At 72.1% G+C, this 21349-nt stretch carries 22 protein-coding genes and 2 tRNA genes; 11 read left to right on the top strand and 13 right to left on the bottom strand.

The window, feature by feature from the left end; all coding sequences use genetic code 11:
- The first annotated feature begins 118 nt into the window (after positions 1–118).
- The 3 genes from NFX31_RS02455 (at position 119) to NFX31_RS02445 (ending at position 3168) form a co-directional block, all read left to right on the top strand.
- Positions 119–850, top strand: a complete 732-nt coding sequence (locus NFX31_RS02455; RefSeq protein ID WP_045251523.1) for a FadR/GntR family transcriptional regulator — start codon at positions 119–121, stop codon at positions 848–850.
- Positions 851–944: 94 nt separating this feature from the next.
- Positions 945–2216, top strand: coding sequence for an alpha/beta hydrolase (locus NFX31_RS02450; RefSeq protein ID WP_262956688.1), 1272 nt, complete (start codon positions 945–947; stop codon positions 2214–2216).
- 121 nt (positions 2217–2337) lie between these two features.
- On the top strand, positions 2338–3168 hold the full coding sequence (locus NFX31_RS02445) for a VOC family protein (protein WP_045251654.1): 831 nt from the start codon (positions 2338–2340) through the stop codon (positions 3166–3168).
- A 270-nt stretch (positions 3169–3438) separates the two neighbouring features.
- Here NFX31_RS02445 and NFX31_RS02440 read toward each other — a convergent pair whose 3' ends face one another.
- Complete coding sequence (locus NFX31_RS02440; RefSeq protein ID WP_262956687.1) at positions 3439–5424, bottom strand: DUF2264 domain-containing protein; 1986 nt, start codon at positions 5422–5424, stop codon at positions 3439–3441.
- Positions 5425–5481: 57 nt separating this feature from the next.
- Here NFX31_RS02440 and NFX31_RS02435 point away from each other — a divergent pair, with 57 nt between their 5' ends.
- Positions 5482–6501 (top strand): hydroxyacid dehydrogenase, encoded by a 1020-nt coding sequence (locus tag NFX31_RS02435; RefSeq protein ID WP_045251522.1) that lies wholly within the window; start codon positions 5482–5484, stop codon positions 6499–6501.
- A gap of 6 nt (positions 6502–6507) precedes the next feature.
- On the opposite strand, the gene NFX31_RS02430 is transcribed toward NFX31_RS02435, so the two are convergent.
- Positions 6508–7641, bottom strand: a complete 1134-nt coding sequence (locus NFX31_RS02430; protein ID WP_262956685.1) for an FUSC family protein — start codon at positions 7639–7641, stop codon at positions 6508–6510.
- 42 nt (positions 7642–7683) lie between these two features.
- On the opposite strand from NFX31_RS02430, the gene NFX31_RS02425 reads away from it, so the two are divergent.
- The 4 genes from NFX31_RS02425 to NFX31_RS02410 are packed head-to-tail and all read left to right on the top strand — an operon-like array spanning position 7684 to position 10606.
- On the top strand, positions 7684–8757 hold the full coding sequence (locus tag NFX31_RS02425; protein ID WP_045251521.1) for a Gfo/Idh/MocA family protein: 1074 nt from the start codon (positions 7684–7686) through the stop codon (positions 8755–8757).
- 59 nt (positions 8758–8816) lie between these two features.
- Positions 8817–9212, top strand: a complete 396-nt coding sequence (locus tag NFX31_RS02420) for a VOC family protein (RefSeq protein WP_045251520.1) — start codon at positions 8817–8819, stop codon at positions 9210–9212.
- Between the two features lie 51 nt (positions 9213–9263).
- The gene (locus NFX31_RS02415; protein ID WP_091478757.1) at positions 9264–9641 is read left to right on the top strand and encodes a MerR family transcriptional regulator; all 378 of its coding nucleotides are present in this window, start codon (positions 9264–9266) and stop codon (positions 9639–9641) included.
- Complete coding sequence (locus NFX31_RS02410; RefSeq protein WP_091478760.1) at positions 9638–10606, top strand: aldo/keto reductase; 969 nt, start codon at positions 9638–9640, stop codon at positions 10604–10606. Before NFX31_RS02415 ends, NFX31_RS02410 begins: the two co-directional genes overlap by 4 nt.
- A gap of 16 nt (positions 10607–10622) precedes the next feature.
- On the opposite strand, the gene NFX31_RS02405 is transcribed toward NFX31_RS02410, so the two are convergent.
- From NFX31_RS02405 to NFX31_RS02395, 3 genes are all read right to left on the bottom strand, one after another.
- Positions 10623–11435: an isocitrate lyase/PEP mutase family protein gene (locus NFX31_RS02405; protein ID WP_262956683.1), complete on the bottom strand. Its 813-nt coding sequence runs from the start codon at positions 11433–11435 to the stop codon at positions 10623–10625.
- 4 nt (positions 11436–11439) lie between these two features.
- A complete protein-coding gene (locus NFX31_RS02400; protein WP_045251516.1) occupies positions 11440–11853 on the bottom strand; it encodes a DUF1801 domain-containing protein in 414 nt (137 codons plus the stop codon).
- 76 nt (positions 11854–11929) lie between these two features.
- Positions 11930–12139, bottom strand: coding sequence for a DUF1653 domain-containing protein (locus NFX31_RS02395; RefSeq protein ID WP_045251515.1), 210 nt, complete (start codon positions 12137–12139; stop codon positions 11930–11932).
- 136 nt (positions 12140–12275) lie between these two features.
- On the opposite strand from NFX31_RS02395, the gene NFX31_RS02390 reads away from it, so the two are divergent.
- Positions 12276–12887, top strand: coding sequence for a TetR/AcrR family transcriptional regulator (locus tag NFX31_RS02390; protein WP_091478768.1), 612 nt, complete (start codon positions 12276–12278; stop codon positions 12885–12887).
- 127 nt (positions 12888–13014) lie between these two features.
- Here NFX31_RS02390 and NFX31_RS02385 read toward each other — a convergent pair whose 3' ends face one another.
- Both NFX31_RS02385 and NFX31_RS02380 read right to left on the bottom strand, forming a co-directional pair.
- Complete coding sequence (locus NFX31_RS02385; protein WP_045251513.1) at positions 13015–14139, bottom strand: Gfo/Idh/MocA family protein; 1125 nt, start codon at positions 14137–14139, stop codon at positions 13015–13017.
- Positions 14136–14960 carry a sugar phosphate isomerase/epimerase family protein gene (locus NFX31_RS02380; RefSeq protein ID WP_262956680.1) on the bottom strand — a complete coding sequence of 275 codons (825 nt, stop codon included), beginning with the start codon at positions 14958–14960 and terminating at the stop codon, positions 14136–14138. Before NFX31_RS02380 ends, NFX31_RS02385 begins: the two co-directional genes overlap by 4 nt.
- A gap of 181 nt (positions 14961–15141) precedes the next feature.
- Between NFX31_RS02380 and NFX31_RS02375 the strand changes: the two genes are divergently transcribed.
- On the top strand, positions 15142–15525 hold the full coding sequence (locus NFX31_RS02375) for an MmcQ/YjbR family DNA-binding protein (RefSeq protein WP_262956678.1): 384 nt from the start codon (positions 15142–15144) through the stop codon (positions 15523–15525).
- A 92-nt stretch (positions 15526–15617) separates the two neighbouring features.
- Here NFX31_RS02375 and NFX31_RS02370 read toward each other — a convergent pair.
- The 5 genes from NFX31_RS02370 to serS all read right to left on the bottom strand — a co-directional run bounded on the left by NFX31_RS02370 (position 15618) and on the right by serS (position 19527).
- A tRNA-Ser gene (locus NFX31_RS02370) sits at positions 15618–15709 on the bottom strand.
- Between the two features lie 117 nt (positions 15710–15826).
- A complete protein-coding gene (locus NFX31_RS02365) occupies positions 15827–17107 on the bottom strand; it encodes an LCP family protein (RefSeq protein ID WP_338101484.1) in 1281 nt (426 codons plus the stop codon).
- Positions 17108–17165: 58 nt separating this feature from the next.
- Positions 17166–17250: transfer RNA gene (locus NFX31_RS02360), tRNA-Ser, on the bottom strand.
- A 136-nt stretch (positions 17251–17386) separates the two neighbouring features.
- Positions 17387–18226, bottom strand: coding sequence for an HAD family hydrolase (locus NFX31_RS02355; protein ID WP_045251498.1), 840 nt, complete (start codon positions 18224–18226; stop codon positions 17387–17389).
- Positions 18223–19527 (bottom strand): serine--tRNA ligase, encoded by a 1305-nt coding sequence (serS, locus tag NFX31_RS02350; RefSeq protein WP_091478879.1) that lies wholly within the window; start codon positions 19525–19527, stop codon positions 18223–18225. The genes NFX31_RS02355 and serS overlap by 4 nt, the downstream gene beginning before the upstream one ends.
- A gap of 59 nt (positions 19528–19586) precedes the next feature.
- Here serS and NFX31_RS02345 point away from each other — a divergent pair, with 59 nt between their 5' ends.
- Positions 19587–20582, top strand: coding sequence for a diacylglycerol/lipid kinase family protein (locus tag NFX31_RS02345; protein ID WP_091478881.1), 996 nt, complete (start codon positions 19587–19589; stop codon positions 20580–20582).
- A 6-nt stretch (positions 20583–20588) separates the two neighbouring features.
- Here NFX31_RS02345 and NFX31_RS02340 read toward each other — a convergent pair whose 3' ends face one another.
- Positions 20589–21296: a hypothetical protein gene (locus NFX31_RS02340; RefSeq protein WP_262956672.1), complete on the bottom strand. Its 708-nt coding sequence runs from the start codon at positions 21294–21296 to the stop codon at positions 20589–20591.
- Positions 21297–21349 lie beyond the last annotated feature (53 nt).

Here is a 21349-nt window from a genome sequence, read left to right as displayed (position 1 = left end):
GGAGAGATTTCGCCTCAGCGTAAATCATAAGTAGGACTTAATCAAGATCGAATGTCGGATATGCCTGATGTCCTAAGAGACATCCGAGGTTTTGCCCGACGATCGCCATAATGGACATATGAGTGAGGGAACTCGCGACGCCGCGTCGGCGCAGCATCGACGGCTGCTCGACACGATCGGCATGCGGATCGTCGAGGGCGAGCTCGCGCCCGGGGCACGACTGCTCACCGCCGACGTCGCCGCCGAACTCGGCGCCTCCCGCTCCGCGATGCGCGAGGTGGTGCGCGTGCTCGAGACCATGGGCATGGTCGAGGTGCGCCGCCGCGCCGGCGTGGAGGTGCTGCCCGCCGACCGCTGGAGCGCCTACGCCCCCGAGGTGCTGCGCTGGCGACTGGACGGATCCGGTCGGCTGCACGCGCTGCACGAGCTGAGCCAGCTGCGCTCCGCGATCGAGCCCCTCGCCGCCCGACTGGCCGCCGCCCACGCCACCCCGCAACAACGCGCCGCCCTCGTGAAGGCCGTGCTCGGCATGGTCGAGCACGGCGACTGCGCGGACGAGCCCGAATACCTCCAGCACGACGTCGACTTCCACGCCGCCGTGCTGCGCGGCTCCGGCAATCCCTACCTCGCCGGCCTCGCCGACGCCGTCGCCGCGCTGCTGCACGGCCGGACCGCGCACGCCCTCATGCCGAAGCGCGCCGACGAGACCGCGCTCCGCCTGCACCAGGAGGTCGCCTCCGCGATCACGGCGCGCGACCCCGAAGCCGCCGCCGCCGCGATGGCCGCCATCGTCGCCGAGGCCGACGACGCCGTCGAGGCGATGGCGTCTTCCGCGTCGTCGGATCGCTGAGCCTACGGCCGGCGACGGCTCGCGCGGCCTTTCTTCATCCGGCTGATAGGCGCCCGCCAGCGCCCGCCTACCGGCGTGCGCGCATAATCGAGCCATGAGCAGAGCGACCGGTACCCCGCGTCAGCACGCCCCGAGCGCGCTGCCACGCCTGCTCGCGGCGAGGATCAAGGGCGTCCGCCGTGTGCGACGCCCCGCCTCGCCCACCTCGCCCGCGTTCGATCTCTCGTATGTGCGCAGCGGACGCAGAGCCGCCGTGCCGATCGTCGTGATCCCGGGCGGACCCGGGCTCGGCTCCGTCCTCCCCTACCGGAGGTTCCGGCGCGAGGCAGCGGCGCGCGGACTCGACGTGATCATGATGGAGCACCGCGGCGTCGGCCTGTCCCGCGCCGACCTCGACGGTCGGAGCCTGCCGCTGTCGGCGATGCGCGTGGTCGACGTCGTCGACGATCTCGCCGCCGTGCTGGATCAGGAGGGCGTCGAGCGCGCCTACATCAGCGGCTCCTCGTACGGCAGTTACCTCGCGGCCGCGTTCGGCGCCCGCCACCCCGAGCGCGTCGCCGGCATGCTGCTCGACTCCGCCCTGCAGTCGGTCGCCGATCGCGACGCGGAACGCGCGATGATCCAGGAGCTGTTCGTCGACGCGGACACCCGCATCGCCGCGGCCGTGCGGGAGCTGCTCGAAGAGGGGTCGGATCCGCGCATCCTCCTGGGCGTGCTCCGCGCCGCCTACGAGCTGGGCGGCGAGGATCTGCTGGAGCGCCTCCTGCGCCAGCGACTGCACGACTCGCACCGTTCGACCCACGACGACGGAGCACGCCGGGGCGGATCCCACGGATCGGTGTGGACCGCGCTCGAGGCGTACGTGGACAAGGCGGAGTCCGAGGCGCACGTGCCGGGGTTCTACGAGTTCGACCTCGTCGGCGCGATCGCCTTCCGGGAGCTCGGCTTCGGCCCGGATCCCGACGGCTCGCCGCTCGACCCGTCGCTCACCTACGCCCCGGTGGCCGACCGGTTCCCCCGCTTCGCCGGAGAGTCGTTCGACCTGACCTCCGCGGCCGCCGGTTTCGACTGGCCGATCGTGCTGCTCACCGGCACGAGGGACCTGCGCACTCCCGCCGCGGTCGCGCAGCGGGTGGCGGCGACGGCTCCCGACACCGTGCTCGTCGAGATCGAGAACGGGCACAGCGCCCTCGAGTCGCACCCGCTCGCCCTCCTGCACGCGCTCGAGCGGCTCGCGCACGGGGAGCAGGAACGACTGCCCGCCGAACGCGATCTGATGAACTCGCTGCCCCGACGCGGGCTCGTCGCCGGCCTGCCCCGGCTGCTGCACGCCGGCGCTCGCTGGGAGGCGGCTCTGCGCTCCTGACACGGCCGGGATGCCCCGCCGGGGCCACGGCACGGGACGGCCGGTGCGGAATGGATCCCGTGTCCATGCGGTTGCATATACCGTGAGACTCTCCGCCGACCTCCTCGCCGCCGACACCGCGATGGGCGCGGTCACGCTGCTCGTCGCCGACCTCGACGCCATGACCGCGTACTACCGCGACGCCGTGACGCTGCGGGTGCTGTCCGCCGAGGGCGACCGCGTGGTCCTCGGCCGCGGCACCACCCCCGTCGTGATCCTGCAGCACAGCCCGGAACTGGCGCACGCCGCACCCCGCGCCGCGGGACTGTTCCACACCGCGATCCTCTTCGAGACGCAGGAGGCGCTCGCGGCCGCGCTGTACTCCGTGGCGCGCCGTGCACCCGGGACCTTCACCGGCAGCGCCGATCACCTCGTCAGCCAGGCGTTCTACTTCACCGACCCCGAGGGCAACGGCGTCGAGCTGTACTGGGATCGCGACCGCACGCAGTGGAGCTGGACCCACGGGCGGATCGAGATGGACACGCTGTCCCTGGATCCGAACGCCTTCCTCGCCGAGCACCTCCCCGAGACCGCGGGCGAGGATCCCGTGATCGGCGGAGCGAGTGTGGGACATGTGCACCTCTCGGTGGGGGATGTCGCAACCGCCCGGGAGTTCTACGTGCACCGTCTCGGCTTCGAGACCACGGCCGAGCTCGGCGGATCCGCGCTCTTCGTCAGCGCGGGCGGCTACCACCACCACATGGCGATGAACACCTGGAACAGTGCCGGCGCCGGCCGCCGCAGCCCCGCACTGGGGCTCGGACTCGTCGACATCGTGCTGCCGGGCGCAGACGACCTCGGCGCCGTCGCCGAGCGCATGACGCACTACGGCGTCACCGTGCGCGACGACGGCCGCACGCTCGCGTTCGAGGATCCCTGGGCGAACGCGATCCGCCTGACCGCCGCGGTCTGAGCCCCGGCGCGGCGGACGCGCCGCGCGCCGCCGTGCACGCGAGCGCGGGCGCTCCGGCCGCGCTGGCGGGCATGCGCCCTCACGCGAGATGGAAAAGGCTGCTCCGAAGGCACCGCGAGCGACGTTTTCCGTCCCGTGCGATCACGCCGGTCGCCGACGAGATGGATAACGCCGCTCTGCTGACGCTCCGAGCCACGTTTTCCATCTCGCGCCGCTCGGTGAGCCCCCGCCGCGCGGCGCCACGTGCGCAGGCGCCGGAGCCCGGCGCCCTCAGCCGATCCGCACGGTGCTGAGCGCCCCGTCCGGCCAGGTGACCTGGAGGATCGCGACGTCGTCTCGCGTCACGACGACCCGCGACGACGGCGCCTCCTCCGCCCCGCGCCCGAGGCGCACCGCCGCGACCACCACGTCGCCCTCGGCCACCTCCGCGAACTCCAGCCGCGGGATCGCGGTGATCCTCCCGATCGGCGAGACGCCCGTCTCGGTGCGCACCGACGCAGCGATCTCCCCGCCGCCGATGCCCGGCAGGGCGCGCAGCTCGGAGCGCAGCCCGTCGGCCTGGATCGCGACCATGCCGTGCCCCGTCTCCGTCACGGCTTCGGCGTCGTCGGTCAGCGGCCAGCCGCTCACCCGCACCGGCAGCGGATCCGCGACCGTGCCGACACGGGGCAGGCGCCGGGTCGCGCGAACCTCCCACGAGCCGCGCACGACGCTCGCCGTCGCGAGAAGCGGGCCGTCGGTCACGCGGCCGGTCCGACCGGCGCCGTGGTCGTACGCGGGGCCGTCGGCGCTCGAGTCCACCCAGTGGGCGTCGGCCACCGAGACGGCATAGGCGGCCACGCCGTCGTCGCCGATCGCGCCGCGCGCGAACCCCGTGCGGTGCGTGGAGCGTCCTGCCGCGTCGACCGCTCCGACCATGCTGTCCGCCGGGTCGTCGATCGCGTCCCCGGTGAGCGGCGGCAGGGTGACGCTGGAGTAGCCGAACCGGCCGTACAGCGCCGAATCACCGGTGCGGTCGCCCTCCAGGGCGTGGTCCGAGCCGTGGTTGATCACCCGTACGATGCCATCCGCCGCGGTGCCGCTGACGAGCCAGCCGGCAGGCCGGATCACCCGTCGCACATCGCCCTGCTCGATCGGCAGGGGCTCCTCGACGGCGGTCCACACGGGATGGTCGGCGGACAGCAGCAGTCCGAGGAAGCCCTTCGACGCCCAGTACGGCGATCCCGCCCCCGAGTACGTCTGCGCCATCGCGGGCCACTCCCCGTACAGCCCCATCGTGAGCAGACCGCGCGCGTCGACGGCTCCCCGTTCGAGGAAGGCGCGCAGCTCGCCCGAGGCGGCCCGGCGCAGCAGCCCGGGCGACTGCCGGGACGCCCCCGAGAGGGCGCCCATCCACAGCGGCGCCGCGGTCGCGAACCGGTAGATCAGACTGCGCCCCTGCAGCACGGGCATGCCGTCCGCTCCGATGAGGGCCGTGAAGTCGTCGAGGAAGTCGGCGAGCCTCGCCCGGAAGACCGGGGCGAGCGACGCGGACCCGAACGCCGTCGATCCCTCGGATCCCGCCCACAGCAGCGGATACAGGTGCATCGCCCAGCCGCAGTAGTAGTCGTAGTTGCGCAGCGCTCCGTCGGCCCACCACCCGTCGCCCTGGTAGTAGTCCTCGATGCGGGCGAGGTCGGCGGCGATCCGGGCGGGATCGTGCGGACCGCCGACCGAGGCGAGGAACGTCTCGACCGTGATCCGGAACCACAGCCAGTTGTTGTCGGGGTACCACCCGACGGGGTTCAGAGCGAGCCAGTCCACCACCCGCTGCCGGGCCTCGTCGTCGAGCGAGTCCCACAGCCACGGCCGGGTGAGCTGCAGCCCGAGCGCGATCGACGCGGCCTCCACCTCCGCCTGCGCCTGCTCCGCAGGCAGGACCCAGCGCTCGGGGTTCCGCGGATCCGTGCCGGCCACGAGCCCGTCCCGATACCCGTCGAGGAAGCCGTGCGGATCCGCCCCCCGCTCGCCGGCGAGACGGAACGCGAACAGCAGGAAGGAGCGCGCGAAGCCCTCGAGCCCGTCGCTGTCGGCACCGCTGCTGCTCACCGGACCCGGCAGGCGCACCTGGCTGCGCGTCGACGTGAAGAAAGGCCGCAGGGACAGCAGCAGGTGGTCGGCCACGGCCGCCCAGTGCGCGCGCGTCCACCCGGTGTGCGGGGAGAGGGCGCGATCCTCGGGAGGAAGGGTGAGACGGGCAGGGTCGAAGGCGGTCACGAGGCTCAGGGTATACGCTTTCCCGAGCACCACGACAGCCCAGAGGATGGATCCCGGATGACCGACGCCCCCGTGCCCGAAGCGCTCGTCGTCATGTCGCGCGAGGCCTTCCGCAACCAGTTCGACTCCGAGCGGATCTCCCGGCTGCGCGCCCTTGCCCGCGTGCCGGATCCGGTCTTCGTGGACGACCTGGACGACCCGGCCGTCGCCGACCGCCTCGCATCGGTCGAGGTGCTGATCACCGGCTGGGGCGCCCCGCAGCTCACGCAGCGGCGACTGGAGCAGATGCCGCGGCTGCAGGCGATGCTGCACAGCGCCGGATCCGTCCGCCCGCACGTCACCGACGAGCTCTGGGACCGCGGCATCCGCGTCGCCGCGGTCGCCGAGGTCAACGCGGTGCCGGTCGCGGAGTTCACGCTGGCCGCGATCATCCTTGCCGGGAAGAAGGCCCCCTTCCTCGCGGCGGATCGCGACCCGCGGCGGGACGGCGAGGCCGGCACCGCCCGCTTCGGGCGACTCGGAAACTTCGGGGTGACGATCGGCGTCGTGGGGTTCAGCCGCATCGGCCGCCGCGTCGTCGCCCTCGTCCAGCAGCTCAGCTCCGTCACGGTCCTCGTGGCGGATCCGTTCGCGGATCCGGACGAGGTCCGCGCCGCGGGCGGCATCCCGACGCCCTTGGAGCAGCTGCTCCCGCGCGTCGACGTGCTCTCGCTGCATGCCCCTGCCCTGCCGTCGACGCGGCACATGATCGGGGCCCGCGAACTCGCGGCGCTGCCCGACCACGCCACGGTGATCAACACCGCGCGCGGCAGCCTCATCGACAACGATGCGCTGGTGCGTGAATGCACCGCCGGGCGCCTCAACGCGATCCTGGACGTGACCGATCCGGAGCCGCTCCCCGAGGACTCGCCGCTGTACGGCCTTCCCAACGTCATGATCACGCCGCATCTGGCCGGATCCCTCGGCAATGAGCTGCATCGGATGACCGATGCGGCTCTCGACGAGCTCGAGCGCTTCGCCGCGGGCGCGCCGCTGCACGAGGAGGTCACCGCCGAGTCCCTCCGGCTGAGCGCCTGACCCGGCTCAGCCGCGCCGGGCGTCGGCCCGCGGGTGCACGAACCCGGAGAGCGCACCGAGCGTCGCGCCCACGAGCGTGTCCACCACCCGCTCCGCGATGAGCGCTCCTGGCGCGGCGCCGCCGCCCGCGGGCGAGGTCGACACGATCAGCAGCAGCACGAGCGGCGTGATGAAGACGAGGGCGAGCGCATAGTTGCGGATCACGAAGAGCTCGGCGCCGAACTGGAGCGCCCCGAACAGGACGGGCAGCGCGAATCCGGGCAGCGGCAGCGCGGCGAGGGCCGCGAAGAGGCCCGCCCCCACCACCGTGCCGACCAGGCGCTGACTTCCGCGGATGAACGCCACCCGGCGTCCCGCGTTCACCCCGATCACCGCCACCCCGGCGCACACCGCCCAGTACGCGCGCTCCGCATCCACGAGCAGCAGGCTGAGCAGCGTCCCGATCGCGGCGACCACGACCACGCGCACCAGCAGCGCCCGCGAGTCGGGCCCCAGGGCGAAGCGGCGCTCGATCGACTGCCCGATCCTCTCGGAGCCCGGCCGCACGACGCGTCGCACCAGCACGAATACGCCCGCCGTGGCGCAGGTGATCGCCACGCCCGCCGTCAGGGCGACGAGGAACAGCACCGGATCCGCGTGCCTGCGCCCGTCGACCACCGCCGTCACGTGCGTGGCGATGCCGTAGGCGAGCACGAAGAAGACCGGACCGGGGGCGCCGAGGCGGAAGCCGAAGTGCAGCACCGCGATCACGAGGGTGACCACGACCAGCCCGAGCGCGGCGAGCAGCGGAAAGGGGGCGAGGGCGACGCCCGCGGCGGCGCAGGCCACCAGCGCGGCGCCGAGGACAGGGAGCGCACGCGCCCTCGTCGCCGGGGCGACCGCGGTGAGGTACGTCGCCACGAACGCCCCGCCCGCCGCCTGCAGGCCGAGGTCGCCGCGGCCCAGCGCGGTGAACAGCCCGAGCGGCAGGAACATCGACAGCGCGGCCTGCAAGGCGATGGACCAGCGCGGGGAGGGCGCGGGCGCGAGCGTCATGAGGCTCCGGAACCAGACGCGCAGGTGCCCGCCGTCGTCGACCGGTTCTTCGCGCCCCGCGTGATCGGGGTCCTCTGCCCGCGCGGCCGATCCTCCCGAAGTCACAGACGACACGGTACTGGACCGGATCCGCCCCATGAGACTCTGGTGGTCTCATCCCACTCTCCGGAGGTCCTCGTGCCGCTGCCCTCGCCCCGCCCGATCGACCCCTCCTCCGCGCCCGCACTGCGCTGGGGCGTGATCGGCACGGGCTGGATCGCGGGTCGCTTCGCCGACGCGCTGCACCGGCACACCGCGCAGCGCGTGGTCGCCGTGGCCGCACGCGATCTCCCGCGCACCCTCGCGTTCGCCGCCGCGCACGGCATCGAGACGGCCGTCACGGACCGGAGGGCGCTGCTGGACGCGGTCGACGCGGTCTACATCGCGGTGCCGCACAGCGCGCACGCCGCCGTCGCCCGGGAGGCGATCGCCGCCGGCCGCCACGTGCTCGTCGAGAAGCCCTTCGCCACGAGCGCCGCCGAGGCGCGCGAGGTCGTCGATGACGCACGCGCCGCGGGCGTGCTCGCGATGGAGGCGATGTGGACCCGGTATCTGCCGCAGAGCGACGTGCTGCGGCAGCTGATCTCCGACGGCGCGCTCGGCGAGATCCACCAGGTCGTCGCCGATTTCGGCTCGGTGGCGCCCTACGACCCGACCGGCCGGATGTGGGATCCCGCTCTCGCCGGCGGAGCCCTGCTCGACCTCGGCGTGTATCCGGTCTCGTTCGCCTCGTCGATCCTGGGCGTGCCGGAACGGATCCAGGCGTCGGGGCTCGTCACCCCCGACGGCATCGACCTGCGCGCCACCGCGCTGCTGGGCTACGCGAACGGCGCGGATGCCGTGGTGTCGACGTCGATGGTCTCGCGCACCGCGGAGCGCGCCGAGGTGATCGGCGCGGCCGCGCGGGTCGACGTGCTGCCGTCCTTCTTCGCGCCGACCGGGCTGCGCGTGACGCGCCGGATCGGCGGCAGGAACGAGGTCGAGGAGTGGCGCGACGAGGCCTTCACCGAGCGCTACGACGGGCTCGGCTACCAGGCCAGCGCGCTCGCCCGGTACGTGGGAGAAGGGCGCACGGAATCGCCGCTGCATCCGCTGGACGAGGTCGTCGCGGTGCTCGACGTGATCGACCGGATCCGGCCCCAGCTGACGGTGGTGGATCCGGCGCGCTTCCAGGACGCCTGAGCGGCGGGCTGCCGGCCCCGGGCCTGGACGCAGGGCCCGGCCGGGCGCATGCTGGAGCCATGACCGGCTTCCAGACCACGCATGCCTTCAGCGGCTTCAGCGTCGACGACATCGATGCGGCCCGCACGTTCTACGGCGACACCCTCGGTCTCGAGGTGAGCACCAACGCGATGGGCTTCCTCGACATCCGGCTGCCCCAGGGCGGATCCGTCCTCGTCTACGCCAAGCCGAACCACACCCCGGCGAGCTTCACGATCCTGAACTTCCCGGTCGAGGACGTCGAGGCGGCCGTCGACGACCTCAACGCCCGCGGGGTCGTCACCAAGATCTACACGGATCCGGATTTCGGCACCGATGAGAAGGGCATCGCCCACGGCGCACCGGGGCGCGGCCCGGACATCGCCTGGTTCACCGACCCGGCCGGCAACGTGCTGTCGGTGCTCGCCGCCGTCTGATCCGGATGCCGCCTTGACTTCGAGTGCGCTCGAAGTCGTAGCGTGAGGCACATGCCGGAAACCACCACGACGCGCTCGATCTCCGAGGCGGCGCACGAGCTCGGGCTGACCGCGCACACCCTGCGCTACTACGAGCGCGAGGGGCTCCTGCTCGCGCCCGTGGACCGCGAATCGTCCGATCGCCGGCGCTACACCGACGACGACATCGCGTGGCTCGGGTTCCTGCGCAAGCTCCGCTCCACCGCCATGCCGATCGCCACGCTCCGGCGCTATGTCGAGCTCGCCCGTGCCGGAGACGGCACGAGCGCTGCCCGTCTCGCCCTGCTGCGCGAGCACCGCGAGACGGTGCTGGCCCGGCGGGCGGAGCTGGACGACGCCCTCGGCGCCATCGACATCAAGATCGCCCTCTACTCCGAAAGGCTCTCATGAAGAACGCGACTCTCGGCACCCTCTCCGTCGGCCGGCTCGGCCTCGGCTGCATGGGGATGTCGGCCTTCTACTCCGGTGCGAACACGGACGAGGCCGAGTCCATCCGCACGATCCATCGCGCGCTCGACCTCGGCGTCACCATGCTCGACACCGCCGAGATGTACGGCCCGCACACGAACGAGGAGCTCGTCGGCCGAGCTCTCGCCGGGCGACGCGACGGCGTCGTGATCGCGACCAAGTTCGGCATCCTGCCGGGAACGGACGGCGGCCGCCGGCTCGACGGCTCCCCCGAGAACGTGCGCCGCTCGGTCGAGGGGTCGCTGCGCCGCCTGGGCACCGACCGGATCGATCTCTACTACCAGCATCGGATGGATCCCCAGACGCCGATCGAGGACACCGTGGGCGCCCTGGCCGAGCTGGTCGCCGAGGGGAAGATCCTGCACTACGGGCTCTCGGAGGCCGGTGAGGAGACCCTGCGCCGTGCGCACGCGGTGCATCCGGTGACCGCGCTGGAGACCGAGTACTCGCTGTGGACCCGGGATCCTGCGGAGCAGCTGCTGCCGGTGCTGCGCGAGCTGGGCATCGGCCTCGTGCCGTACTCCCCGCTCGGGCGAGGCTTCCTCACCGGCGCCATCCGCTCCGCCGACACCCTCGACGCCGGCGACTTCCGCCGGAGCAACCCGCGCTTCGTCGGCGAGAACCTCGACGCGAACCTGCGCATCGTCGATGCCGTCGAAGAGGTCGCCGCCGAGCTCGACGCGACCCCTGCCCAGGTCGCCCTCGCGTGGGTGCTCGCACAGGGCGACGACATCGCACCGATCCCGGGCACGAAGCGGGTCTCCCGTCTCGAGGAGAACGTCGCCGCGGATGCGCTCGTGCTCTCGGAGGAGCAGCTCGCCGCGCTCGGGGCGCTGCCCTCGGCCGCGGGCGACCGCTACGCCGACATGTCGAGCATCGGCCGCTGAGGTCGGCGGCGCCGGTTCACACTCCGTCGGCGAACCGGCGCTGCACCTCTGCGTACGGAAGGGCCCCGTCGAGGAAGCCCAGCGTGCCGCTCTCGAGCAGCTCGCGCCCCGCGCGCTCGACGGCGGTGAGAGCGACTCGTGCAATGCTCCCACCCAGGCTCACCCGTCTCACGCCGAGGGCGAAGAGCTCGGGCACGGGGATGAGGTGCGCGGCGAGTCCCGCCACGATGTTCAGCGGGGCCGGGATCTCCGCGGCGAGGCGCCGAACGGTCTCCTCGTCGTTCACACCGGGCACGAACACGCAGTCCGCTCCGGCCTCGACGAAGCGCTGCGCCCGCGCGACGGTCTCGTCGAACGGATCGTGGACGCCGGACCGGAAGTACGCATCGGTGCGCGCGTTGATCACGAACGTGCTGCGGGGCGCCGCGTCGCGGGCCGCCGCGATCCGCTCGGCCGCCTCATCGATGCCGAACAGCACGCCGTCCACCGCGTCCTCGAGGTTGGCCCCGACCACGCCGACGTCGGTCGCGCGCAGGACGGTGCGCGCGACGTCCTGCGGATCGTCGCCGTAGCCCGCCTCGAGATCCGCGGTCACCGGCACGTCGACCGCCGCGACGATCGCCGCGACCTTCTCGAGCATCGTGTCGAGGTCGAGGGCCCCGCCGTCGGGCACGCCCAGGGACCACGCGATCCCGGCGCTCGTGGTCGCGATCGCGGGGAAGCCGAGCTGGGCGAGGATCCGCGCGGATCCCGGATCCCAGGCGTTGGGCAGCACGAACCCGGTGCCCCGGTGCAGGGCGAGGAAGGCGGCGGCACGGTCGTCGGTCATGGCTTCAGCGCTCCGGGTCGTCGTCGCGATCCCAGGCGATCGCGATCAGCCGCCGCAGCACGCCGAGATCGATGTCGTCGAGCTTGCGCACGTAGACGCACCCGCGCCCCTCGGTGAACGTCCCGAGGCTGGGGAGGAGCGCGGCGCCCTCGGGCAGATCCTTCAGCCCGTACAGCGAGAGCTGCGCCTTGCGGGGCGAGAAGGCCACCCTGGGCCAGTCCCCTTCGCTGCTCGCGCCGCGGTAGCGGTACGTGCCGTAGCCGACCATGCTCGGTCCCCACATCACGGGCTCGGCACCGGTCACCTCGCCGAAGATCCCGGCGAGCGCGAGTCCGTCGATCCTGCGACGCTCCGGAGTCGCCGCCTCGAGGAACGCCGAGACGTCGGCGGCCGTGGGCTGGGTCTTGATCTCGGCCATGCAGCCATCATGGCGCACCGCACGGACACAGCGCAGGGGGTCGCAGCCGATCCGGCGCTCGGCACGCGGTGGCGGCTCAGGCGATGCGCGTGAACCGGGGGCCGCGGTAGCCGTCGCGGTCGACGTGCTCCTCGAACATCGCGAGCGGCCGCGCCCAGTGGCTGTAGTCGTCGTAGAGCTTGCGGTAGAACACCAGCTGCTCCTCCGTCTCGCTGTGCCGTCCGACGGCGATCACCTCGTATCGGGCGCCCTTGAAGTGCTGATAGATCCCCGGCTCGACCGCCATGCGCTGCATCCTCTCCTGCGATCCTCCGCCGTCCGCGCGGCTCGGATCCCGGCGCCCGTCGGCGCCCCGATCAGAGAGCCTTCCATGCCGCTGTCTTCCCCGCCAGCCCGCACGACGCCCTCGGTATCATCGGGTGATGGCCGAATCCTCCGCAGCGCCCCGCAGCACCGGCCGCTACCGCAAGGGCATCGCCCGCCGCCAGGAGATCCTGGACAAGGCCATCGAGGTGTTCGCCCGGCGCGGCTCGCAGAAGACGAGCCTGCGCGCGATCGCCCAGGAGGTCGGCGTCACGCACGCGGCGCTGACGCACTACTTCGGATCGCTCGAGGAGCTGCTCGTCGAGGTCTATCGCGCGTCGGAGAGCGCGACGGACGCGGCGCATCCGCTCCCCGAAGACGTCCGTCCCGCCCTGTCGATGCGCACGGCGGCGGAGCGCAACCGCCGCATCCCCGGCCTCGTGCAGCTGTACTCGACCCTGGTGTCGACCGCCTTGGAGGATACGCACCAGGCCGCGCAGGAGTTCATCACGCAGCGCTTCGCCCGGATCCGCACCGCGATGGCCGCCCAGGTGCGGCGACTCCAGGCCTCGGGAGAGCTGCGCGCGGACCTGGATCCGGAGCTCGTCGCCGCACTGGTCATCGCCGCGTCGGACGGACTGCAGACGCAGTGGCTGCTCGACGACACGGTCGACCACGAGGCCGCGCTCGAGATGCTGGACCGGCTGCTCTCCGGCGGCGCCACCGACTGAGCGGTGATCCAGGATCCTGTCTCCCTCCCCGCACCACCTTTCCCTCCCCGCAAACGCGCGAACACGGGGAGGGAAACATGACCAGGGGAGGGAATCGTTCCTCCCCTGGCCATCACCGTGCTCCGGTTCAGAGCGTGGCGACGAAGGGGTCGAAGCCCTCGGGCAGCAGCGGGACGGGGCCGACGGTGCTCTCGACCGCGACGGCGCGTCCGGTGCGGGCCGACTCCTGGGCGGACAGCAGCACGTCGAGCACGTGGAAGCCCAGCTCGCCGGAGGCGACGTGCGGCCTGTCCGCGGCGATGGCGCGCACCATGTCGAGGGCGCCGAGGCCGCGGCCGATCTCGATGTCCTCGTGGGAGATCTCCACCCACTCCTGCTCGAACGACATGCCGTCGCGCAGCACGCCGAGCGGCTTCACGTACGCGATCCGCCCCGCGAACATGTTGGGGTCGGGGATCACGATCGTGCCCTCGGTGCCGTGGATCTCCACGATGCCGTGGCGCTCCAGCGCGGAGTCGAAGCTCAGCAGGCTCTGCGCCTGGGCGCCCTGCTCGAAGGCCGTGACGATCTGGATCGTCGAGGGCACCTCGACCGGGAACAGGGTTCCGGCGTTCGGACCCGTGCGGATCTCGCGCTCCTCGCGCGCCTTGCTGCCGACGGCCGCGACGCTCGCGACGGGGCCGAGCAGGCTCACGAGCGCGGAGAAGTAGTACGGCCCCATGTCGAGCAGCGGGCCCGCGCCCTCGGCGAAGAGGAACGCGGGGCTCGGGTGCCACAGGTCGGGGCCCTGGGTCTGGAAAGCGGTCTGTGCGAACAGCGGGCGCCCGATCACGCCGCTCTCGATGGCCCTGCGCGCGGCCTGGAACCCCGGGCCCAGCAGGGTGTCGGGGGCGGATCCGACGCGCAGCCCCGCCGCGTCGGCCTCGCGCAGCAGCGCGGCCGCGCCGTCGCGGTCGAGTCCGAGCGGCTTCTCCGTCCAGACGTGCTTGCCCGCGGCGATCGCGGCACGCGACACCTCCACGTGCACGGCGGGGATGGTGAGGTTGATCACGAGGTCCACGCCGGGGTGCGCCAGCACGTCGTCGGCGGATCCGAACGCCGGCACGCCGTACTTCTCGGCCTGCGCCTGCGCGCGGTCGAGCAGCAGGTCGCCGACGATGAGCACCTCGGTGTCGGGGAACCGTGCGAGGTTCTGCAGGTAGGTGTCGCTGATGACGCCGACGCCGATGACGCCGATCCCGACCGCGCTCATCGGGCGAGACCGCCGTCGGTGAGGAAGGCGTAGCTCGCGGCGATGTCCGCGAAGACGTCACCCGGCGCGTTGTCGTACTCGATGACGGCGTACTGCACCGCCGACGCCGCGCGCAGGGCATCGGCGAGCGGCACGTCGCCGTCGCCCGCGTGGCGCTGGTCGAGGCTGTCCGAGCCGAACTCGGCGGCGCCCGGGGCGAACGGGTTGCTCTCGGGCGCGATGCCGTCCTTGACGTGCACGGCGACGAGACGGTCGCCCAGGCGGGAGACGAGGGCGGTGACGTCCTGCCCGCCGACGAGCGCCCAGTACAGGTCGAGCTCGAGCGCGACCCGCGCGTCGGTGAGCGCCACGAAGCGCTCGTAGGCGCTCTGGCCGTCGAAGTCGGCCACGAACTCCTGCGCGTGGTTGTGGTAGCCGACGGCGAGGCCGAAGCCGGCCGCGGTATCGGCCAGTGCGTTGAGACGGTCGGCGATCTCGGTGACGCCGTCGAGCGTGAACCAGCGCTCCGGCGCGACGAACGGGTCGATGACCGTGGTCATGCCGAGCTTCGCGGCGGCCTCGAAGACGACCTCGGGAGCGGGCGTGGGGATGGATCCGTCCGGCGTCCACAGCTCGTCCGAGAGCAGCGGCGCGTGCCCGGTCGGCGAGGCGAGCCCCGACGCGTCCAGGGCGGCGCGGATCTCGTCCGGGCGGCGCACGAAGTCGAACGCCTCGACGTTGCGCAGCCCGATGGCCGCGAGCTTGTCGAGCGAGCCCGACATGTCGGCGGAGAACTCCGCCGCGAGTGTGTACAGCTGAACCGAGGTTTCCGGCAGGGCCACGGTGACCTTCCTTCTCTGCAAGGGCACGGGCACTCCCTGCCCGTGCGGCCAGAGTATCAGAAACCTCCACTTGGAGGTATATGTTTCTTCCCCGCAGGACGCGAGAGCCGCAATCACCCGAGGACCGACCGAGATCCGGGACGACTCCGTTCGTGTCCGAGGGGGCGCCTAGTCTCGACGCATGGCCACGCTCGATGATCTGCGTCGTGTCGCCGCCCGCCTGCCCGGGAGCGAGGAGCGCGCGATGACCGGCGGTGCCGCCTGGTTCGTCCGGAACAAGCTCTTCACCTGGGGATGCTCGCCCTGGCCGAGCATCCCGGAAGACCTCCGTGAGGTCATCGCGTCCGAGCTCGTGGTCGGCGTGAAGGTCGCCGACGAGCTCGATGCGCTCGCGTTGCGCGAAATGGCGCCCGACGTGTTCCTCCGCCGGACGACACGGTGGGGCGAGCCGAAGATCGCGTTCCGGATGCGGGCCATCGACGACGATCATCTCGTCGAGCTCGTGACCGAGGCATGGCGGGTGCAGGCGCCCCAGTATCTGCGCCGCGAGTTCGACGCCAGGTAGATCGCGTCGGGCGGCCGGCCCTCGGGTTCCTGCCCGCACACCCGACGCGGCGCGGATCAACGCGAAAACCCCCGGATCGACCGGGGGTTTCATGGCGGAGACGGAGGGATTTGAACCCTCGGTCCCCTTGCGAGGACTCCACCTTAGCAGGGTGGTGCACTAGGCCTGACTATGCGACGTCTCCAGATGTCCGGCTCGCCGAACACCAGGGACCATCCTAACGGACGCTTCGGGATGCTGCGAACCGACCGCCGAGTCGTGGCCGACCGGGCAGCGGCGTGCAGGGGCGCCCCGGTAGACGTCAGCCGGAGAAGCCGTTGCCGTTCGAGCAGGTCTGCTGCGCGGCGGACTGGCCCGAGATGTTCTTCGACAGCTCGACGGGGCCCGAGGTGGCGCCCGGGGTGGGCGTCGCGGACGGGTCGGTCGTCGCGCCCTGGCCCGCGCTCGGGCCCGTCGCCGGATCCGTCGGCGCGGGAGTCGCGGAGACGACCGCATCGCTGCGCTGTCCGGTGACCTGGATCGGCTCGTTCGCGGCGAGTGCGGCCCAGAGCTGGTCGGCGCTGTCGTAGTCCGGGACGACCTTGTTCGGGTCGTCGGGGTCGGTGAACACCGGGTAGTTGACGAAGTTGATCTGGTCCAGCGGCACGTCCTTCATCGCCAGGGCGATCTGCACGAGCAGCGTCGGGCTGGTCAGGGTGGTGCTGGGCGTGACGTTCGACATCACGGTGTTCGCGAGCTTCAGCAGCGTGCCGGGGTTTCCGAGCACCTTCGCGGAGACCATCTTGCGCGCGAGCGACGACATGTACACCTGCTGGTTGCTGCCGCGACCGAGGTCGCTGCCGTCGCCGACGCCGTGCCGCGTGCGCAGGAACTGCAGCGCCCAGTAGCCCTGCAGCGTGTGGGTGCCCGCCTCCAGGTTCAGCCCGGTGTCGGGGTCGGTGATGCCGTTGGCGACGCACACGTCGACGCCGCCGATCGCGTCGGTGACCTTCATCACGCCGCCCCAGGTGATCTTCGCCGCGAACTGGATGTCGAGGCCGGAGAGCTTGCTGATGGTGCGGGCCACGCAGGCGAGGCCGTTCTTGGGCCCGCCGGTCTCCAGGGTCGTGTTGATCGCCTGCTTCGAGGCCGGGCTCGTGTCGTTCCCGTCGGAGTCGATGCACGACGGGATCGGAACCATCAGGTCGCGCGGGAACGTGATGACGGTCACGCGTCGCGGGCTGTCCGAGATGTGCAGCAGCAGGTTCGTGTCGTTGCGCTCGCCGGCGTTCTCGGGATCGGAGCAGCGGTCGCCGAACTCGGCCGCGAACTCCGGCTCGCAGGCGTCGCTGCCGACGAGCAGCATGTTCACGCCGCCCTTGATCGCGCCGATGTCCGGCGGCACCGACGACTCGCCGTCGAGCGTCACCGCCTTCGCGACGTAGGTGTGCGTGAGGTCGTAGCCCACATAGGCCGCGACGCCGACGCCGGACACCAGCACCACGGCCATCGCGATGCCGAGGACTTTGAGGAGCTGGCTCCACGCACTCGGGCGGCTCAGCTGCCCATGCGCCGCGACCGGGCGCCGGGTTCGGGACGTCACGCTCACTCGATGCCTTTCACGGATCTGCGGGGGAATCGCGCCACCCTGCGCTCACTCGCGGAGAGTGTGGGATTCGAACCCACGGAGTATTGCTACTCACTGGTTTTCAAGACCAGGTCCTTCGGCCGCTCGGACAACTCTCCCTCGGTGTGCCTGCGCACGCCGATCAGGCGTCGAGTCTAACGGAGAACACGGTCGCGCCCGGTGAGCGCTCCCCCATTGTGCCGCGACCGCCTGGGCGACCCCTGAGTGAATGCCCAGGTCACCCCTGGGAACGGGTCAGCCCGCCGCGGGCACCGAGAGCACGATGCGCTCGATCGCGGCCGCGAGTCCGCCGTCCTCGACGTCGTCCGTGACCTCGCTCGCCGCCGCGATGACCTCGTCGGGCGCCTGTCCCATGGCCACCGCCCGGCCGCCGATCCCGCGTGCCCAGGAGAACATCCCCAGGTCGTTGCGGCCGTCTCCGGCGACGAACACCCGGTCTCCCGCATCGCCGCGCGCCTCCTGAACCCGCGCGAGCGCGGTGCCCTTGTCGACGCCCCGCGGGGCGATGTCGAGCCATGCGGTCCAGCCGATCGCATACGACACCTCGTTGAGGCCCGCGTCCTGCACGAGCCGGTGGAAGTCGTCCTCGTCGTGCCCCGGGGAGACGACGACCACGCGCGACACCTCCTGGGCGCCGAGCTCGGCGAACTCGACCTCGCGTCCGCCGTCCAGCGTCCAGTCGTCCAGCTCCGCCGTGTACAGGCGCTGACCGGATCCGAGCTCCACCATGTACCGCGCATCGGGCAGACGCTCGTGCAGCAGCTCCAGCACCGCGGTCGGGTCGAACGTCTCGACGTTCCAGCGCTCGTAGCCCTCCGCGGCCGGGCCGCCGGTCACGTCGTCCTTCCGGCGCATCGTGACCGCGCCGTTGGAGCACACGACGTACTCCGGCCGGATCGCGAGGGCGTCGAGGAAGCGGTGCGTCCCCATCCAGCTGCGCCCGGTGGCCAGCATGACCTCGTGCCCGGCGTCGCGAGCGCGGGCCACGGCGTCGACCACGCCCGGGCTCATCGTCTCGTCCTGCAGCAGGATCGTGCCGTCGATGTCGAGGGCGATGAGCCAGGGCGACGTCATGCGTCCGCGCCCGCGGTCTCCGCGCCGAGCGGCCGCAGCACCTCGAGCCCGCCGAGGTACGGCCTCAGCACCTCCGGCACGCGGACGGATCCGTCGGCCTGCTGATGCGTCTCGAGGATCGCCACGATCCATCGGGTGGTCGCGAGGGTTCCGTTCAGCGTGGCCACGTGCTGCGTCTTCGCGGCTCCCTCGGCCGCCTCCGGACGATGCCGGATGTCGAGCCGCCGCGCCTGATACGTGGTGCAGTTCGACGTGGAGGTCAGCTCACGGAACGCGCCCTGGGTGGGCACCCACGCCTCGATGTCGTACTTCCGCGCCGCACTGGATCCGAGATCCCCGGCGGCGACGTCGATCACCCGGTACGACAGGCCGAGCGCGGTGAGCATCTCCTCCTGCAGCGCGACGAGGCGCAGGTGCTCCGCCTCCGCGTCCTCCGGAGTCGTGTAGACGAACATCTCCAGCTTGTTGAACTGGTGCACGCGGATGATCCCGCGGGTGTCCTTGCCGTAGGAGCCGGCCTCGCGGCGGTAGCAGGTCGACCAGCCCGCGTAACGCAGCGCACCGCGCGACAGATCGACGATCTCGCCCATGTGGTAGCCCGCGAGGGCGACCTCGCTCGTGCCGACCAGGTAGAGGTCGTCGTCCTTGTCCAGGTGGTAGACCTCGTCGGCGTGCTTGCCGAGGAAGCCCGTGCCCTGCATGACCTCCGGCCGCACCAGCGTGGGCACGATCATCGGGGTGAAGCCGGCGGAGAGCGCCTTGTCGAGGGCGAGGTTCATGAGGGCGATCTCGAGGCGCGCACCGATGCCGGTGAGGAAGTAGAAGCGGGCGCCGGAGACCTTCGCCCCGCGCTCCATGTCGATCGCGCCCAGCAGCTCGCCGATCGCGAGGTGGTCCCGCGGCTCGAAGTCGAACGTGGGGGTCTCGCCGACGCGGCGCAGCTCGACGAAGTCGTCCTCGCCGCCGGCGGGAACGCCGTCGATGACGATGTTCTCGATCTGGGCGAGCGCCTCGGCGGCGGCCTCGGAAGCCTCGTTCGACGCGGCCTGCGCCTGCTTCACGCGCTCGGCGAGGTCCTTCGCCTGAGCGACGAGGGCGGCCTTCTCCTCCTTCGGCGCCTTCGCGACCTCCTTGCCGAACGCGTTCTGCTCGGCGCGCAGCTCCTCGAACGCGGAGAGCGCCGCACGACGCGATCGGTCGGCCTCGATCGCCGCGTCGACGGTGTCCGGCGCGTTGCCGCGCGCGGCCTGGGACTGACGGACGAGCTCGGGCTCGTCGCGGAGAAGGGCGAGGTCGATCACCCGTCAAGTCTAGGGCGTCGCACGGCGGGCCCCCGTGGGCCGCGGACTAGGCTGAGCGCATGGATGACGACGCCGGACGCCCGCGCGCCGCGCTCGTCGTCAACCCGGTGAAGGCCGATGCCCCACGGCTCGTCGGCCTGCTGCGCTCGCTGTCCGCCGAGGCCGGCTGGGACGAGCCCCTGGTCCTCGAGACGACGGTGCAGGATCCCGGTCAGAGCGCGACGCGCTCCGCGCTGGACCAGGGCGCCGCGGCCGTGCTCGTCGCGGGCGGGGACGGCACCGTGCGCGCCGTGTCCGAGACGATGGCCGGCACCGGCGTCCCCCTCGCGATCGTGCCCAGCGGCACCGGCAACCTGCTCGCACGCAACCTGGGCCTCGCCCTCGACGCCCCGTCCGCCGTGATCGACGCGGTGTTCCGTGGCGACCGCCATCCGGTCGACATCGGCTGGGCCGAACTGACGCGTGCCGACGGCGAGGTGAAAGAGCACGGCTTCGTCGTGCTCGCCGGCATCGGCCTCGATGCGCACATGATCGCGAACACCCGCCCGGGGCTGAAGAAGTCGGTCGGGTGGGTCGCCTACGTCGACGGCGCAGCGCGCTCCCTGCCCGGCGCCAAGCCGTTCCGCATCATGTATGCGGTCGAGGACCGCCGGCTGCACTCCGTCAAGGTGCACAGCATGCTGTTCGCCAACTGCGGCGCCCTTCCCGCCGGCATCGCGCTCATCCCCGACGCGTCGATCACCGACGGCGACCTCGACGTGGCGGTCATCCAGGCGCGCGGACCCTTCGGTTGGCTGGCGGTGTGGCGCACCGTCTGGTGGCAGAACTCGGTGCTGCGCCGCAGCAAGGCCGGCCGGCGGATGATCGAGCTCACCGGATCCGGCAGCTCGATCCACTATCTGCGCGGGCGCGACGCCGAGGCCGCGACCACCGAGCCCGCGCCGGTCGAGCTCGACGGCGACGAGTTCGGCGAGGCGGTGCGGATCCGCTGCCGCATCGACCCCGGCGCGCTGCTCATCGCGGTGCCGCCGGGGCACGTGATCAGCCCGGCGTGAGCCGGGTCAGCCCAGGACCTTCACCTCGCCGTCCAGGTTCCCGCCCTTGAGCGTGAGCGTGTAGTCCGACGGGTCCGTCGGCGGGTTCACGCCGAGCACGGTGAGCCGGGGCACGTAGTCCATGGTGCAGGGCTTGGTCGCGTCCGCCTGGAACGTCACCGTCGCGCCGGCCTTCTCCTCCGCGAGGTCGGAGACGACGGGAGGGCAGGTCGAGGATCCCCAGGTCAGCAGCACGATCCCGGTCGACGAGAACCAGCCGGCGCTGGGCTTGCCCTGCGTCGATGCGCCGAGCGCGCTGCTTCCCGCCAGCGTCAGCCGCCCCTGTGCGCCCGCGCCGTCGAACGCCACCGTCACGTCCTTGGACGCGTCGATGCCCTCGGGCACCGCGACGTACGTCGCCCGTGGCGCGAAGTCGGCCGTGCACACCGCGTTCGGGTCCTGCTCGGCGAGCGTCACCGTGACCGTCTGCCCTTCGGCCTTCACGTCCTGCACGGCCGGCGTGCAGGCGAGCGAGGAGGAGCCGAACGTCACCAGGCCGATCCCGTGGCCGCCGTCGAGCCAGGCCGCGGAGGGGTCGGTGGACGGCTCCGGCGCCGTGGTCGCCCGATCCGTCGGGATCGGTGCGTTCACGGGTTCGAGCTGCGCGCATGCGGCCAGCACGAGGGACATCGAGGCGGCGAGCGCCGCGGCGGTCAGAGCGATGCGGATCCTCATGGGCTCATGCTATCCAGGCGCGCGCGTCCGGGCTATGGGCCGCGCACCCGTCC

The sequence above is a fragment of the Microbacterium azadirachtae genome (genome assembly GCF_025583665.1).
In the GTDB taxonomy this organism is placed as follows: Bacteria; Actinomycetota; Actinomycetes; order Actinomycetales; family Microbacteriaceae; genus Microbacterium; species Microbacterium azadirachtae.
This window is presented reverse-complemented; position numbering and strand designations above follow the sequence as displayed.

Bases quoted from the DNA above. Each gene is read 5' to 3' on its own strand.
- NFX31_RS02455 (WP_045251523.1), top strand. From the start codon at position 119: ATGAGTGAGGGAACTCGCGACGCCGCGTCGGCGCAGCATCGACGGCTG.
- NFX31_RS02450 (WP_262956688.1), top strand. From the start codon at position 945: ATGAGCAGAGCGACCGGTACCCCGCGTCAGCACGCCCCGAGCGCGCTG.
- NFX31_RS02445 (WP_045251654.1), top strand. From the start codon at position 2,338: ATGGGCGCGGTCACGCTGCTCGTCGCCGACCTCGACGCCATGACCGCG.
- NFX31_RS02435 (WP_045251522.1), top strand. From the start codon at position 5,482: ATGACCGACGCCCCCGTGCCCGAAGCGCTCGTCGTCATGTCGCGCGAG.
- NFX31_RS02420 (WP_045251520.1), top strand. From the start codon at position 8,817: ATGACCGGCTTCCAGACCACGCATGCCTTCAGCGGCTTCAGCGTCGAC.
- NFX31_RS02415 (WP_091478757.1), top strand. From the start codon at position 9,264: ATGCCGGAAACCACCACGACGCGCTCGATCTCCGAGGCGGCGCACGAG.
- NFX31_RS02410 (WP_091478760.1), top strand. From the start codon at position 9,638: ATGAAGAACGCGACTCTCGGCACCCTCTCCGTCGGCCGGCTCGGCCTC.
- NFX31_RS02405 (WP_262956683.1), bottom strand. From the start codon at position 11,435: ATGACCGACGACCGTGCCGCCGCCTTCCTCGCCCTGCACCGGGGCACC.
- NFX31_RS02400 (WP_045251516.1), bottom strand. From the start codon at position 11,853: ATGGCCGAGATCAAGACCCAGCCCACGGCCGCCGACGTCTCGGCGTTC.
- NFX31_RS02395 (WP_045251515.1), bottom strand. From the start codon at position 12,139: ATGGCGGTCGAGCCGGGGATCTATCAGCACTTCAAGGGCGCCCGATAC.
- NFX31_RS02390 (WP_091478768.1), top strand. From the start codon at position 12,276: ATGGCCGAATCCTCCGCAGCGCCCCGCAGCACCGGCCGCTACCGCAAG.
- NFX31_RS02385 (WP_045251513.1), bottom strand. From the start codon at position 14,139: ATGAGCGCGGTCGGGATCGGCGTCATCGGCGTCGGCGTCATCAGCGAC.
- NFX31_RS02375 (WP_262956678.1), top strand. From the start codon at position 15,142: ATGGCCACGCTCGATGATCTGCGTCGTGTCGCCGCCCGCCTGCCCGGG.
- NFX31_RS02355 (WP_045251498.1), bottom strand. From the start codon at position 18,226: ATGACGTCGCCCTGGCTCATCGCCCTCGACATCGACGGCACGATCCTG.
- NFX31_RS02345 (WP_091478881.1), top strand. From the start codon at position 19,587: ATGGATGACGACGCCGGACGCCCGCGCGCCGCGCTCGTCGTCAACCCG.
- NFX31_RS02340 (WP_262956672.1), bottom strand. From the start codon at position 21,296: ATGAGGATCCGCATCGCTCTGACCGCCGCGGCGCTCGCCGCCTCGATG.